Raw genomic sequence first — 15,241 nt, forward strand, 5'->3', positions numbered from 1 at the left:
ATTGCGAGCGTAGCGAAGCAATCCAGAGCGGCTTGAGCGTGACTCTGGATTGCTTCGTCGACTGCGTCTCCTCGCAATGACGATGGTGCGTTTGAAAAAACCTAAACGCCCTAGAGAAGGCTGAGCTGCCCATCCACGCTGGGCGGGCGGAACGCTGAACAATCGAGATCGATCTCCACGCGACCTATCCCCGCGCGCTTGCAGCCCAGGCGGAAGCGGGTGCGGATCAGATCGGCCCAGACCCCCTGTGGCTTCATCCGGGTGAAGAAACCGGGATCGTTGTCGCGCCCGTCGCGCACGTCCTGCACGATGCCCATGACCTTGCCCGCGCGATCGGGGAAGTGGACGGACAGCCATTCGCGAAACAGCGGCGCCACTTCGTGCGGCAGGCGCAGCATGATCCAGCTGGCCGACCGCACGCCCAGCGCGCCGGCGCGTTCGAGAATGCCTTCCATGAATTCATCGGTGATCGAAGGGATGACCGGCGCGACTGAGACATGCGCCGGCACACCGGCTTCCACCAGCCGGCCCAGCGCCGCCAGCCGCTTGGCGGGGGCCGAAGCGCGCGGTTCCAGCAGGCGCGACAAGTGCGGGTCGAGGCTGGTCACCGAGATGCTCACGGCGGTCAGCCGGTGGCGCGCCAGTTCGGCCAGCAGGTCCAGATCGTCCAGCACGCGGGCCGATTTGGTGGTGATCGTCACCGGATGGCGCGTTTCCAGACAGGTTTCCAGCACCTGCCGCGTGATGCGGTAGCGCGCCTCGATCGGCTGATAGGGATCGGTATTGGTCCCCATGGCCAGTGGCCGGGGGCGGTACCCCCGCTTGGCGAATGTCTTGCGCAGAAGCTCGGCCGCCTGCGGCTTGGCGAACAGCCTGGTCTCGAAATCGAGGCCGGGGGACAGATCGTGATAGGCGTGGGTCGGCCGCGCATAGCAATAGATGCAGCCGTGCTCGCATCCGGCATAGGCATTGAGCGAGCGGTCGAAGGCGATATCGGGCGATGTGTTGAACGTGACGATCGATTTCGGGTGCAGATCGATCACCGTGGTGCGCAGCTTGCCCGGCGCGCCGTCTATGCCCTCGCGCGCGTCAAGCCAGTCCCCGTCCTCCTCGCGCGTGGCCAGGCCGAAGCGCGTCGGCACGGCGCCCGATTGGGCGCCTCGGCCGTGGATGGGAGGGGGGCGGACCATCCCCTCAATTTAGAACATATAGGGAACGCGTTCAACCGCTAACGCAGCCTGCCGATCTGGGGACTCACACTTCCAGCAGGCGCGGCATCAGTTCCACGAAGTTGCAGGGGCGGTTCCGGCTGTCGAGCTGTTCGGCCAGGATGCCATCCCAACCGTCCTTCACCGCGCCATTGGAGCCGGGCAGGGCGAAGATGTAGGTTCCCCGTGCTACCACCGCGCAGGCGCGCGACTGGATCGTGCTGGTGCCGATGGTCTTGTAGCTGATCCAGCGGAACAGTTCGCCGAAGCCGGGGATGTCGCGCGTCTTCACGCGGTCGAGCGCTTCGGGCGTCACGTCGCGGCCGGTCAGGCCCGTGCCGCCGGTGATGACCACCGCGTCTATCGCGCGATCGTCGATCCAGGCGTTCAGCCGGTCCGCGATGCGGGCGGCGTCGTCCTTTTCGATCGCGCGGGCGGCCAGAGCGTGGCCGGCCGCGGCGATGCGCCCGGCAAGGATATCGCCGGAGGTATCGTCTTCCGGCCCGCGCGTGTCGGACACGGTGAGCAGGGCGATGTTGATCGGCTTGAACGTCCGCGAGGGATCAATGGCCATTGTAGGCGACCCGCACGTTCTCCGCGCCCGCAAGGCCGGGGAACTTGGGCCACAGCCCTTGCACCAGCCCGATGCGGCTGTCGGAGGGGCCGCCGGCCTGCCGTTCGTACATCCAGTAGTTGCGCATGACGATGGCGACGTAGCCGCGCGTTTCCCAATAGGGGATCGATTCCATCCACAGCAGCGGATCGCCACCATCGTGGATTTCGGTGTTCCAGCGCGCGATCGGCAGCGGTCCGGCGTTGTACGCGGCCATGACCTTGGGCAGGAGCCCGCCGGTCGCGCCCGAATCGCGCAGCTGGGTGAGGTAGGTCTGGCCGAAGGCAAGGTTGACGTCGGGCTGATCGAGCTGGCGGTCGCGGCCCGCCATCGCCGGATCGTTGCGCGCCATGTCGCGCGCGGTGCCGGGCATCACCTGCATCAGCCCGCGCGCGCCGGCCGGGCTGGTGACGGCGGTGCGGAAGTTCGATTCCTGCAGCGAATGGGCAAAGACCAGCGCCGGATCGACCTTCCAGCCGTTGGCCGGCGCCCACTTCGGCGCGGGGAAGCGCGCGGCTTCGTCGGCCCGCGCGCCCGCCGGGGCGTTATAGGCCATCCACAATTGCGTGGAGGGCAGGCCCAGATCGCGCGCGAGGCGCGACAGCGGGGCGTAGAGGCCTGGATCACCTATCCGCGCTTGATAGCGCAGCACTTCGTCCGCCAGGCCATCGCGGCCGATCTCGGCGAGTTGCACGGCCAGGCGCACGTTGTTGACCGCGCGCAGCTTCTGCCAGTCATCGTTGCTGAAATCGGGCGTGGTGGCGAGCTGGCCTTCGCGCAGCCCCAGCGCCTCGGCGGCCATCATGCCATAGAGCGTATCGCGGCTGCGGGCGGCGGCGCGCAACGCCGCTGTCACCTTTTCGGGCTTGCGGCAACGTAGCCACGCGCGGCTGGCCCAGTAATGCGCGGCCGAGGAGAGTTCCTGATTCTGGGCCTGCCCGGCGGCCTTTTCGAAGCTATCGGCGGCGGCAAGGCAATCGTCCATGCGCCAGCTTGCAAGCCCTGCCGTCCACAGCGCCTCGGCAATCCACGGGCCGGAGCCTTCAACCGCGCTCAACGAAACGGCGCGCGCGTCGGCATCCTGATTTTCGATGTAGAACGCCCAGCCGACCTTCTGGCGCCATTCGGCGCGCGCGTCGGACGATAGCGAGGCATCGATGCCGTCGAGCAGCACCTTGGCGCCCATGGGATCGTCGTTCTTGATCCGGAGCTGGATCGCGCTGGCGACCGAATCCGGCATCGTTCCATCGGCGATCGAGCGGGGGCGGATGCGCTTGGATACCGAAGGCATCGCGAAAAGCTGCTGCGTGCTGGGCAGCGGCACCGGCAGAGCGGTGGCGCCACGCTTGATCGCCAGCCGACCGATCTGTTCGGCCCATGGCAGTTCCGGCGCTTGCGCCAGAAGCTGGTTAAGCGAATCGAGTTCGATGCGCGGCGACGAGGCGGCGAGATAGAATTGCGCGCGGGCGACCGCATGGAGCGGGCCATCGGCGCGCTTGACGAACATCGACTGGACCGACGCCCAATCCTCGCGCTCGATCGCGCCGAACAGGTCACGGTAATACTGGCGGTCGTCCTGGCTCAGCAGCGAGGGAACGGCAGTTCGATCCGCGCGGCTGCGGAAATAGTCGACCGCCGCGCTGTTGGCGTGCGCGGGAGCCGTGCCCGCCATCGAGCCGGCCACCGCCGCCAATCCCAAAAGGGCTGCGCGGGTGAGGCGCCTGTTGATCACCAAGGTTCAGTCCCCGTCCGTCGTCCATTCAAGCCAGCGGCTCCAAATGCCCGCCTTGAGCGCCGGCCGCGCCAGCATTGCCTCAAGGTCATGGGCCGAAGCCGCCGGAACCCTGCCTCCGTCATGGTTAAACGAGTCCAAATTCGCAGCATTATTCGGTGAATCGTTGCCCATCAGCGTTGAAATGCCCGATCTCCCGAACACAAGCATCCTGCGCGGCGCTGCCAGGGTGACATGGTGCGCCAGAATGGCGCCCATTCCCGTTTCCGCCAGCCGCGCCCAGTCCGGCGCGGCGATTCGTGCCGGCAGCGCGGCCGCGATGTAGACCTGGGACCGGGAAAGGCCCATCGCCGCCAGCATGGCGTCAAGCAGCCGGCCCGAGCGCCCGGATAGAAGAGCCTCGCTATCGTCCTCTTCGGGCATCGCAACCAGCACCATCAGATCAGCCTGCACGGGCCCGGCAGGGGGCACGCGCGGCAGGCCGGCGGGAGCCAGCGACGGTTCCGAAAGCCACCACGACGGGAACTCCGCCAGCGTGGCCGGCCACTGATCGCGCGGGCCGCCGATGCGCGGAATTTCGGCCGCGGCTGGCGTTTCGGGCGCTTTCCGGGCCGGTGCCGGTCGAGCGCCTCCCTTTTCCGCCTGATCCCGCGCGTGGGCTTCGGCCAGCCAGTCCTGCGGATCATCGACGAAGGCGCAATCCACACCTGCGTCGCGCCACCAGTCGAAGGCGGCGGCAACGAGCGCTGGCGCCCGAGCACGAATATCCGCGATGCTTTCCGCCATCAGGTCTCTGCATTATTCCATGGGACAGTGCTTGCGGTCTTGACCTTGCACAAGCCAGCTTTCAAGGCACTAACACGTTCAGCGCGCAATTAAGAACACGGAGCAGGGGAATGAGCGAACGGGAATCGATGCCTTATGACGTCGTCATCGTCGGCGGCGGTCCGGCCGGGCTGGCGGCATCCATCCGCCTGAAGCAGATCAATCCCGAACTGTCCGTCTGCCTCCTGGAAAAGGGGTCGGAGATCGGCGCGCATATCCTGTCGGGCGCGGTGGTCGATCCGAAGGCGCTGGACGAACTGCTGCCCGAATGGCGTGAGCAAGGCTGCCCGATGGCGGAAGTGCCCGTTACGGACAACTGGCACTGGGTGCTGACCCGCACCGGCAAGATGGCGATCCCGCACTGGCCGATGCCGCCGTTCATGTCGAACCACGGCAACTATACCGGCAGCCTGGGCAACCTGTGCCGCTGGCTGGCCGAACAGGCCATGGAACTGGGCGTCGAAATCTTCCCCGGCTTCCCGGCGGCCGAAGTGCTGTTCGACGAGAACGGCGCGGTCATGGGCGTGGCCACCGGCGACATGGGCGTCGGCCGCGATGGCGAGAAGAAGGCCGATTACCAACCCGGCATGGAACTGCACGCCAAGTACACCTTCTTTGCCGAAGGCGCGCGCGGGCACCTGACCAAGCGGCTGAAGCAGCACTTCGATCTGGAGCGGAACTGCGAACCGCAGGTCTATGGCATCGGCATCAAGGAACTGTGGGACATCGATCCCGAAAAGCACGTTCCGGGCCGCGTGCTGCACACGCAGGGCTGGCCGCTTTCGGAAAGCAACACCTGGGGCGGCGGGTTCCTCTATCATCAGGCGAACAACCAGGTCGCGCTCGGCTTCGTCACCGCGCTCGATTACGCGAACCCCTATGTCTATCCGTTCGAGGAATTCCAGCGCTGGAAGCAGCACCCGGAAATCCGCAAGATCCTGGAGGGCGGCCGCCGCGTGTCCTATGGCGCGCGCGCGATCAACGAAGGCGGCTGGCAGTCCGTGCCGGAGCTGGCGTTCCCCGGCGGCGCGCTGATCGGCTGCTCGGCCGGCTTCGTCAACGTGCCGCGCATCAAGGGCAGCCACACCGCGATGAAGAGCGGGATGCTCGCGGCCGAGGCGGCGGCCGCCGCGATCGCGGCCGGGCGCGAGAAGGACGCGATGGCCGAATATGACGCGGCCGTGCGCGAAAGCTGGATCGCCACCGAACTGAAGAAGGTGCAGAACGCCCAGCCGCTCATCGCCAAGTTCGGCGGCGAACTCGGCACCGTGCTGGCCGGCACGGACATGTGGCTGCGCACGATTGCCGGTTTCGGCCTGTGGAAACCGCTCAAGCACCACAAGGATGCCGAAGCGACGCAGCGCGCCGATCTGTTCAAGCCGATCGCCTATCCCAAGCCCGATGGCGTGATCAGCTTCGACCGCCTGACCTCGGTTTCGTTCTCCTACACCAACCACGAGGAGGATCAGCCGTGCCACCTCGTGCTCAAGGACCCCACGGTGCCGACGCGGATCAATCTGCCGCTCTACGCCGGGCCGGAGCAGCGCTATTGCCCGGCGGGGGTCTATGAGTTCGTCGGCGTGGAGGAAGGCGAGCCGCGCCTGCAGATCAACGCGCAGAACTGCGTCCACTGCAAGACCTGCGACATCAAGGACGTGACCCAGAACATCGACTGGGTAACGCCCGAAGGCGGCGGCGGGCCGAACTACCCGAACATGTGATCGCTTGGGCGATACCGTGGAAAAAGGCGAGGCGTCGGGGTTGCTCCGGCGCTTCGCCCGTTTCAGGGAAGGGAGGATGAATCCCGCCCCCGCCTTTCGCGAAACCGCCTACGCCAAGCTCAACCTCGCGCTCCACGTGCGGCGGCGGCGGGTTGATGGTTATCACGAACTGGAGACGCTGTTCGCCTTCGTGGACGCGGGCGACGAACTGACCGCCGAACCGGCTGACACTTTCTCACTCACGATCACCGGTCCGTTCGCCGATGGGCTGTCAAACGGCGATGACAACCTCGTCCTGCGTGCCGCACGGATGCTTGCCGACCGCAACGGCATCCGGGGCGGCGCGGCATTCACGCTGGAAAAGCGCTTGCCCATCGCCGCCGGGATCGGCGGTGGATCGGCGGACGCGGCGGCAGCCCTGCGCCTGCTCTCGCGTATGTGGGGGCTGGGGCCAGACCATGTGCGCCCTTCCGATGTAGCGGCAGACCTCGGCGCCGATGTGCCCGCCTGCGTCGCCTCGCAAACCGTGCATGGCGAAGGCGTGGGTGAGAAGCTGACGCCCATCGACGGCAGCGCGCTGGAAGGATTGCCCGTGCTTCTGGTCAATCCGCGCGTTGCCTGTCCCACCGGCCCGGTCTTTTTCGCGTGGGACGGCATCGACCGGGGCGCGCTGGACGTCGCCAACTGGGCTGATGCGCGCAACGATCTGGAAATGCCGGCCGTGGCGTTGCACCCGCAGATTGCCGACGTGCTGGCCGCGCTTCAGGCAACCGGCCCGCGTCTTGCCCGCATGTCCGGCTCGGGCGCGACCTGCTTTGCGCTGTTCGAAACCAGCACTGCGCGCGATGCGGCCGCGCGATCGATTGCAGCCAGCCAGACCGGTTGGTGGACTTTGGCGGGAGCCTTGCGATGACCGACGCCTTCCGTCTTCTCGGCACGCCGCGCTTCGGCGGGATCATGGTGGTATCGGACCACGCCTCCAACCGCGTGCCCGATGACATCAACCTTGGCATCGATCCCGCGCTGCTCGACCAGCACATCGCGGTGGACATCGGCGTCGCCGGGATTGCCGGACGCATGGTGGAGCGGCCGGGCATCGCCGCATTCCTCGGCAATGTCAGCCGGCTCGTCTGCGATTTCAACCGCGAGGAACACGCGCCCGCCGTCATTCCGATCGCCAGCGACGGGCACGCCATTCCGGGCAACGCGCTGGATCACGCGGGGCACGAGGCGCGGCTGGCGCGGTTCTTCCGGCCCTATCACTCGGCGCTGGCCGATGCGCTGGATGCCGCGCCTGCCGCGCTGATCCTGTCGCTGCACAGCTTCACGCCACGGCTGGCAACCAGCGACGAACCGCGACCATGGCATATCGGCGTACTCTACAACGAGGATGATCGCGCCGCGCGCATCGCGATTCCTCTGCTGGAGGCCGAAGGGCTGATCGTGGGCGATCAGGAGCCCTATTCCGGCCGACTGCTCAATGCCACGATGAACCGCCACGCCGAAGCGGAGGACCGGCCCTATCTGGGCGTGGAAGTGCGGCAGGACCAGATCGGCACGGCGGAAGGGCAGGCGCGCTGGGCCGATCTGCTGGCGCGTGTCGCCAATCAGGTTGCGCTTGAAATCAGCTAGGGATTCCGGGCCTCGCCGCGCCGGGCGGCCTTGAAAATTATCCTTCGACTGGCCCTCCCGCGTGGAGTAGGGGGCGGGTTTGAGCCTGTGATTTTCGAGTCAGTTGCCGGAGTTCCTACCCATGCCAGCCTATCGTTCGCGCACGTCCACCCATGGTCGCAACATGGCGGGGGCCCGGGGGCTGTGGCGCGCGACGGGCATGAAGGACAGCGATTTCGGCAAGCCGATCATCGCGGTGGTGAACAGCTTCACCCAGTTCGTGCCGGGCCACGTCCATCTCAAGGATCTGGGGCAGCTCGTCGCCCGCGAGATCGAGGCGGCGGGCGGCGTCGCCAAGGAATTCAACACCATCGCGGTGGATGACGGCATCGCCATGGGCCACGATGGCATGCTCTATTCGCTGCCCAGCCGCGATCTGATCGCCGACAGCGTGGAATACATGGTCAATGCCCATTGCGCCGACGCGATGGTCTGCATTTCCAACTGCGACAAGATCACGCCGGGCATGCTGATGGCGGCGATGCGGATCAACATCCCGGTCGTGTTCGTTTCGGGCGGGCCGATGGAAGCCGGCAAGGTGGTGCTGCGCGGCAAGGAACACGCGCTGGACCTGATCGACGCCATGGTCGCCGCCGCCGACGAATCCTACACCGACGAGGAAGTGCAGACCATCGAACGGTCCGCCTGCCCCACCTGCGGTTCGTGCTCGGGCATGTTCACCGCCAATTCGATGAACTGCCTGACCGAGGCGCTGGGCCTGTCGCTGCCGGGCAACGGATCGACGCTGGCCACCCACGCCGATCGCGAACGCCTGTTCCGCGAAGCCGGGCGTCTGGTGGTGGACTTGTGCAAGCGGTACTACGAGGACGAGGACGAGACCGCGCTGCCGCGCGCGATCGCCAGCTTCGCCGCGTTCGAGAACGCGATGAGCCTCGACATCGCGATGGGCGGTTCGACCAACACCGTGCTGCACCTGCTGGCCGCCGCGCAGGAAGCGGGCGTTGATTTCACCATGACGGACATCGATCGCCTCTCGCGCCGGGTGCCCTGCCTGTCGAAAGTCGCGCCGGCGAAGGCCGACGTCCATATGGAGGACGTCCACCGTGCCGGTGGTATCTTCGCGATCCTGGGCGAGCTTGACCGGGCGGGACTGCTGAACACCGACCTGCCGACCGTCCACAGCCGCACGCTGGGCGATGCGCTCAACCAGTGGGACATCGCGCGCACCAATGCGCCTTCGGTGCAGGAATTCTTCAAGGCCGCGCCCGGTGGCGTGCCCACGCAGACCGCGTTCAGCCAGAACCGCCGCTGGGATTCGCTCGATCTCGATCGCGAGAGCGGCGTGATCCGGTCGGCCGAACACGCCTTCAGCAAGGACGGCGGGCTGGCGGTGCTGACCGGCAATATCGCGCTCGACGGCTGCATCGTGAAGACGGCGGGCGTCGATGAATCGATCCTGAAGTTCTCCGGCCCGGCGGTGGTGTTCGAAAGCCAGGACGCGGCGGTTACCGGCATCCTGACCGGGCAGGTCAAGGCCGGCGATGTCGTGGTGATCCGCTACGAAGGGCCGAAGGGCGGGCCGGGCATGCAGGAAATGCTCTATCCCACCAGCTATATCAAGTCGAAGGGGCTGGGCAAAGCCTGCGCGCTGATCACCGACGGGCGCTTTTCCGGCGGCACGTCGGGCCTGTCGATCGGCCACGTCTCGCCCGAAGCGGCGGAAGGCGGTGCGATCGGGTTGGTGCGCAACGGCGATCGCATCGACATCGATATCCCTGCGCGCACGATCAGCCTGGCGGTGTCGGACGCGGAACTGGCGGCGCGGCGCGCGGAGATGGAAGCGACAGGCGATGCCGCTTGGAAGCCGCTGAAGCCCCGCGCGCGCAAGGTTTCGGTGGCGCTGCAGGCCTATGCCGCGATGACCACCAGCGCCGCGAAAGGCGCGGTGCGCGACATTTCGCAGCTCAAGCCTGCCCCGCGCGGCTGAGCGCGCCGGCAGGGTTGAAGGGGGGCGGGGCCGACCATGCCGCAACACCGTGCATCCGTCCCGAGGCAGGTGCTCACCGTCGCGCAGATGCGCGCGGCCGAGGAAGCGCTGATCGCCACTGGCACCAGCGTGGAAGCGCTGATGGACGTGGCCGGGCGCGGCGCGGGCGAATATGTGCGCCGGATCGCGGCGGGCCGTCCGGTGACAGTGCTGTGCGGACCGGGCAACAACGGTGGCGACGGCTATGTCATCGCGCGCCATTTGCAGGAGCATGGCACCCCGGTCACCGTGATCGCCGCGCGCGATCCGGGGACGGACGCCGCGCGCAACGCGCGTGGCCTGTTTACCGGCACGGTGCTGGGGCCAGACGCGGCCGTGCATGGCGAGGTATTTGTCGATTGCCTGTTCGGCAGCGGCCTGACGCGCGCGCTGCCCGATGATCTTCTTGCGCTGCTGCAGCGTCTGGCGGCGGCGCATCATTTCAGGATCACGGTCGATCTGCCCAGCGGGGTCGAGAGCGACAGCGGCCGGCCGCTCAACGAGGGGCTGCCGAACTGGGACGTGACCGTGGCGCTGGGCGCATGGAAGCACGCGCATTTCGCGATGCCGGCGGCGGCGGCGATGGGGCATTTGCGGCTGGTCGATATCGGCGTGGCGGCGGTGCCGGGCGCGGCGGCGGTGCTGGACAAGCCCGCGTTTCGCGCGCCGCCCGCCGATTCCCACAAGTACCGGCGCGGCCTGCTGGCCATTGTGGCGGGTGAGATGCCCGGCGCGCCTCTGCTGTCGGCGGAAGCGGCGCTGCGGGCGGGCGCCGGCTATGTGCGCCTGCTGGCCGATTGGCGGCCCGACGGGGTGCCGCCCGAACTGGTCTGCGCGGAAGACGTTGCCACGGGCATCGCCGATGAACGCATCGCGGCGTTGCTGGTCGGGCCGGGGCTGGGCCGAGGGCAGACCGCCCGCGCGCGTTTGAGCGCGGTGGTTTCGCGCGGATTGCCCACGGTGATCGATGCCGATGCGCTGATGCTGCTGGGGCCGGACCTGCCTTTGCGCGCGGCGTGCGTACTGACGCCGCACGAGGGCGAGATGGCCGCGCTGGAACGGGCCTTCGGCTTATCGGGCGCGGCCCTTCGGCGAGACCGCGCCGGGGTGCTGGCGCGCGCGAGTGGCGCTGTGGTGCTGCTCAAGGGACCGGACAGCCTCATTGCGGCCCCCGATGGCTCGGTTACGCTTGCGCCGCGCGCGTCGAGCTGGCTGGCGGTGGCCGGATCGGGTGACGTACTCGCCGGGATGATCGCGAGCCGGCTGGCCATGCATGGCGATGCCGTGCGCGCCGCGCAGGAGGGGCTGTGGCTTCACGGTGAGGCGGCGCGACTTGCCGGCCCCGCCTTTACCGCGCTCGATCTGGCCCGTGCGACGCGGCTGGCGGTGCGGGCGGCGATCGCATGACCGGCCCGGCCTTGATCGTCCGCGTCGCCGCGAAAGGCGAAGGCGCCACCGCCGACGGACGCTATGTGGCGCTGGCCGCTCCGGGCGACGTGCTGGAGGCCGATGGCACGCTGACGCGGGGGCCGGAGCATGTCGATCCGGCCTGCCGCCACTTTCCCGCATGCGGTGGCTGCCAGTTGCAGCACCTCTCCGAAAAGGCGTTGGTCGACTACGTGCAGGATCGCGTTGCCGGTGCGGCGCGGGGGCAGGGGCTTGAGCCGGATGTGGTTCTGCCCGCGCACCTTTCGCCGCCGCAGACGCGCCAACGCGCGACGCTGCATGCGCAGGCGATCGGCCGTCGCGTGGTGCTGGGTTTCCGCGAACAGGGATCGCACCGGATCGTGGACATGCGCGAATGCGCGGTGCTGGCACCGCAACTGTTCGCGCTGGTGGCGCCGTTGCGCAAGCTGCTGGAAGGCTGGAACGATCGCAAGCTCGCGGTCGATATCGAACTGGCGCTGGCCGATCAGGGCGTTGCGGTGGGGTTGCAGGGCCTGGTCGCCGAAGGTCTGCGCCAGACCGAAGCGCTGCTGGATTTCGCGCGCGACAATGGCCTTGCGCGCCTCACGCTCGATTCCGGTTATGGCGCGGAGACGGCCTGGGAGCCGGAGCCGGTTACCATCACGCTGGGCGGAACTCCGGTCGCGCTGCCGCCGGGCGGCTTCCTTCAGGCCACGCAGGATGGGGAAGCCGCGCTGGCGTCGGCCGCGTGCGCATGGCTGGCCGATGCGCCGACGGTGGCCGATCTCTTTTCCGGGTTGGGGACCTTCGCCTTCGCCCTTGCCGGGCCGGGCACCAAGGTGTTGGCCGCCGAAGCCGCGCGCGATGCGCACCTGGCCTGCCAGTCCGCCGCGCGGATGAACGGGCGGCCGGTCCATGCCTTGCACCGCGATCTGTTCCGCAACCCGCTGCGCGCCGAGGAACTCGATCGCTTCGGCGCGGTGCTACTCGATCCGCCGCGTGCCGGCGCGCGCGAACAGGTGGCGCAGATCGCCGAAAGCTGCGTGCCGCGCGTGGTCTATGTCAGTTGCAACCCGGCAAGCTGGGCGCGCGATGCGGCCACGCTGATCGCCGGGGGATACAGGCTGGCCGAACTGCGCCCGGTGGGCCAGTTCCGCTGGTCGACTCACGTCGAACTGGCCAGCCTGTTCCTCAAGGGTTGAGCGGTCAGAACACCGCCAGCGCGGCGTGGACGACCAGCGCCATCAGCACGAAGGTCGACAGCGCGAACAGCGCAAACCGCACCAGCACGCGGTTGACCGTTGCCTGCACAAGGCTGTGTACTACGCGCAGGCCGGCATAGCTCCAGCCCAGCGTGGCGTTCAGGCCATCGCCGTGGCCGGTGATCGCCAGCACCAGCGCCACCGCGTAGAACACGGTCGGTGCTTCGTGCAGGTGGTTGTAGTTGTGGGCGATCCATTGGATATTGGGGGGCAGCACGGCATCGAGATCCTTGCCGGTGCCGCCGACGAGGTTGGCGCTGTCGATTTTCGCGGCGTTCATCGCGGGGATGCGCTTGGCGTACATCCACAGCCACATCACCATGGTCCACGCCGCCAGCAGCACCACCGGTTTCAGGATGGTCATTCCGATCATTGGCATTCTCCCCCTCTTTTGAATTTGCGTGTCAGATGACGACGGTTGCCAGCACGGCCCGGACCGCAAGGCCGATCAGGCAGAACGTGGAAAGGCTGAACAGCATGAAGCGCACCGGAACGCGGTTGACCGTCGCCTGCCACAGCGAATGCACCACGCGCAGGCCGACATAGCCCCAGGCCAGCCCCACATCGATCCGGTCGGCCCCAGCGATCGCCAGGATCGCGACCACCGCGTAGAACAGCGTCGGCTGTTCCATCAGGTGCGTGTAGTTGTGCGATTTCCAGTTCACCACCGGCGGCAGCACGCCTTCCAGATCCTGCCCGCGTCCGCCCGGCTTGGCATTGGCCATGCCGCCAATCCGCGACAGCGCGGGCAGGCGCGTGGCGGCGGCCCATCCGAGCATGATCAGCGACCACGCCACCAGAACAGCGGCCGGCGCCAGCATGGCTTGTTGCATCGTTGTCCTCTCCACCCGTTTCAGGCCGGGAGACTGTGGACAGCGGGATCAATTGTCAAATGCAACTGGTATTCGAGGCTCAGTCCGTGTCCGGCCGGCGCAGCGTGACGATGCGGTAGTAACCCAGCGGTCCGCGCCGGGAGCGCACCGTAAGGCCGCGCGTCTGGGCCACCGCTTCGGCGGATTCCACCAGATCGAGCCGGGGCGTGACATGGAAACGGGCCAGCCAGCCGTTGAGCACGGCGCGTAAGGGGCGGGGGAGGCCCTCCAGATCGCCGAAGTCGACGATATGGAGCTTGCCGCCCGGCGCCAGCACGCGCGCCGCCTGATCGATCGCCGCACGCCAGTCGGGGATCATCGACAGCGCGAAGGAAATCATCACATGATCGAACTGGCCGATGCCGAACAGGGCGGCCGGATCGAAGTCGGTCGCATCGCCCAGCGCCAGCCGCGCATCGGTGCCAAGCCGGGCTTGCGCCGTTTCCAGCATCTGCGTGGATATGTCGAAACCGTGCAGTCGCACCCACGGCCAGCGCGATCCGATCCGGTCCAGATTGCGCCCGGTGCCGCAACCGACTTCCAGCACGCTTTGCCCCGGTGTGCAGCCCATTCGGTCGATCAGCGTATCGCGGCCGAACAGGTAGTATTTGCGCGTCGCGTCATAGATGTGGCGCTGGCGGCGATAGATCGAATCCATCAGCGCGCCGTGCGATCCCGTCGTGGGGCGGGTGAGTATCGTGCTCATGCCAGTTCGTAGAGGTGGACGCCGCCGTAGATCGACGAGCGATCGCGCGTGGTCAGATCAAGCGACAGGGCATCGTGATAGCGCCAGCGCGCCAGCAGCGCGTCATCGACACGGCCCGGCAGCAGGCTGGGTGCCGCGGCGGTGCGGAACAGCACGCGCGCGCCGGGGCGGGCGGTGCGGGTGATTTCTTGCCACAGCGCGTTGAGCTGGCCGTCCGTCATCCAGTCCTGCGCGTCGAGCAGCACGTAGCGATCGAGCGAGGCCGCGTCCTGCTGCGCCAGGTGTTCGGTCATGTTGGCGTGGCGCACCGTCACCCGTTCGGCGCGCTGGCGCACGGCGTTCCAGTTCGCTTCCTGCAGGTAGGGTGGCAACGGACATTCCGGCGCCTTGCCGTACCCGCGCGAAAAGGCCTGCCAGGCGAAATAGTTGTCGTTGATGGCGAAGCCGCAGGCCAGCTTTTCCAGCCGCTGGCGCAACACCGCCGCCATCGGTTGGTCGCCGGCCAGCGCATCGAACTGCGCCGGGGGAATACCAAGGCCGAACAGCGAGGCCGGCTGGTCGGTCAGCCAACGCACGAAACGGCGGTCGAACACCGGGGCCAGCTTTTCCTCGAACACGCGGCGCTGCTCCTCCAGCGTCGGCGCGGCGAGGATTTCCGAAAGGTCGATGCGGTACAGCTTCGCGAGAAGGTGCGCCACGCCGATGAAGTTGCCGAGCAGTCCGCGCTTGTAGATGCCTTTGCTGAAGCCGCCGATGCGGCGGCGTCCGGTCAGGTCACGGCCTTCCCAGTAGCGGCGGCTGACATCGTCGAGGTGCGGGGCCACCCATTCGCGGTAGGCGGCGATGTTGGCGCGGCTGTCAGCATCGGCGAAGAAGCGGCGGAACAGCGCGTGGCTGGGCAGGTGCCGGGCCGAGGCGAGCTTGAGCCGGTTGAGGGCGATATGCGCGGTGTTGAGATCGACGGCGGTGATCGCCTGCGGATCGGCAACGAGATAGGACAGCACGTTGCAGCCGCCGCTGGCGATGGCGACCATCCGGCTGTCGGGGCGAATCTGTAAAGCCTCCATGTCCACTTCGGGATCTTCCCAGATCTGGGCATAGACGAGGCCCCGAAACGCGAGGGCAAACGTGTGATCCAGCAGGCGGTTGGCCACTCCCGAACCTTTGCGGACCACCGAACGGGTAATCGGATGAGCGCGCGCTCTCTCCAGCATTGCGAAACCTCGGACATCGCCAA

At 67.5% G+C, this 15,241-nt stretch carries 14 protein-coding genes; 6 read left to right on the top strand and 8 right to left on the bottom strand.

The features are described 5' to 3' along the window. Window positions 1–110 precede the first annotated feature (110 nt). The 4 genes from F1640_RS18080 to F1640_RS18095 form a co-directional block, all read right to left on the bottom strand. Complete coding sequence (locus F1640_RS18080) at window positions 111–1,190, bottom strand: PA0069 family radical SAM protein (RefSeq protein ID WP_194920517.1); 1,080 nt, start codon at window positions 1,188–1,190, stop codon at window positions 111–113. Between the two features lie 64 nt (window positions 1,191–1,254). Further along, a complete protein-coding gene (gene moaB, locus F1640_RS18085; protein WP_124809800.1) occupies window positions 1,255–1,782 on the bottom strand; it encodes a molybdenum cofactor biosynthesis protein B in 528 nt (175 codons plus the stop codon). After that, window positions 1,772–3,493 (bottom strand): lytic transglycosylase domain-containing protein, encoded by a 1,722-nt coding sequence (locus F1640_RS18090; protein WP_124809829.1) that lies wholly within the window; start codon window positions 3,491–3,493, stop codon window positions 1,772–1,774. Before F1640_RS18090 ends, moaB begins: the two co-directional genes overlap by 11 nt. 66 nt (window positions 3,494–3,559) lie before the next feature. After that, a complete protein-coding gene (locus tag F1640_RS18095) occupies window positions 3,560–4,339 on the bottom strand; it encodes a uracil-DNA glycosylase family protein (protein ID WP_124809801.1) in 780 nt (259 codons plus the stop codon). A gap of 110 nt (window positions 4,340–4,449) precedes the next feature. On the opposite strand from F1640_RS18095, the gene F1640_RS18100 reads away from it, so the two are divergent. The 6 genes from F1640_RS18100 to F1640_RS18125 all read left to right on the top strand — a co-directional run bounded on the left by F1640_RS18100 (window position 4,450) and on the right by F1640_RS18125 (window position 12,366). Then, a complete protein-coding gene (locus F1640_RS18100) occupies window positions 4,450–6,099 on the top strand; it encodes an electron transfer flavoprotein-ubiquinone oxidoreductase (RefSeq protein WP_124809802.1) in 1,650 nt (549 codons plus the stop codon). A 76-nt stretch (window positions 6,100–6,175) separates the two neighbouring features. Continuing rightward, window positions 6,176–7,012, top strand: a complete 837-nt coding sequence (locus F1640_RS18105) for a 4-(cytidine 5'-diphospho)-2-C-methyl-D-erythritol kinase (protein ID WP_124809803.1) — start codon at window positions 6,176–6,178, stop codon at window positions 7,010–7,012. Further along, complete coding sequence (locus F1640_RS18110; protein WP_194920518.1) at window positions 7,009–7,731, top strand: N-formylglutamate amidohydrolase; 723 nt, start codon at window positions 7,009–7,011, stop codon at window positions 7,729–7,731. The genes F1640_RS18105 and F1640_RS18110 overlap by 4 nt, the downstream gene beginning before the upstream one ends. A 121-nt stretch (window positions 7,732–7,852) precedes the next feature. Further along, entirely contained in the window at window positions 7,853–9,718 is a 1,866-nt protein-coding gene (gene ilvD / locus F1640_RS18115; protein ID WP_124809805.1) for a dihydroxy-acid dehydratase, read from the top strand. 36 nt (window positions 9,719–9,754) lie between these two features. Further along, window positions 9,755–11,164, top strand: a complete 1,410-nt coding sequence (locus F1640_RS18120) for an NAD(P)H-hydrate dehydratase (RefSeq protein ID WP_194920520.1) — start codon at window positions 9,755–9,757, stop codon at window positions 11,162–11,164. Further along, window positions 11,161–12,366 carry a class I SAM-dependent RNA methyltransferase gene (locus F1640_RS18125; protein ID WP_194920521.1) on the top strand — a complete coding sequence of 402 codons (1,206 nt, stop codon included), beginning with the start codon at window positions 11,161–11,163 and terminating at the stop codon, window positions 12,364–12,366. Before F1640_RS18120 ends, F1640_RS18125 begins: the two co-directional genes overlap by 4 nt. 4 nt (window positions 12,367–12,370) lie before the next feature. Here F1640_RS18125 and F1640_RS18130 read toward each other — a convergent pair whose 3' ends face one another. From F1640_RS18130 to F1640_RS18145, 4 genes are all read right to left on the bottom strand, one after another. Then, entirely contained in the window at window positions 12,371–12,799 is a 429-nt protein-coding gene (locus tag F1640_RS18130) for an MAPEG family protein (RefSeq protein WP_124809808.1), read from the bottom strand. Between the two features lie 31 nt (window positions 12,800–12,830). After that, a complete protein-coding gene (locus F1640_RS18135) occupies window positions 12,831–13,259 on the bottom strand; it encodes an MAPEG family protein (protein WP_124809809.1) in 429 nt (142 codons plus the stop codon). A 79-nt stretch (window positions 13,260–13,338) separates the two neighbouring features. Beyond that, window positions 13,339–14,004: a class I SAM-dependent methyltransferase gene (locus F1640_RS18140; protein WP_194920523.1), complete on the bottom strand. Its 666-nt coding sequence runs from the start codon at window positions 14,002–14,004 to the stop codon at window positions 13,339–13,341. Beyond that, window positions 14,001–15,218, bottom strand: coding sequence for a DUF3419 family protein (locus F1640_RS18145; RefSeq protein ID WP_124809811.1), 1,218 nt, complete (start codon window positions 15,216–15,218; stop codon window positions 14,001–14,003). Before F1640_RS18145 ends, F1640_RS18140 begins: the two co-directional genes overlap by 4 nt. Window positions 15,219–15,241: the final 23 nt, after the last annotated feature.

Source organism: Novosphingobium sp. NBM11, from assembly GCF_015390225.1.
Classification (GTDB): domain Bacteria; phylum Pseudomonadota; class Alphaproteobacteria; order Sphingomonadales; family Sphingomonadaceae; genus Novosphingobium.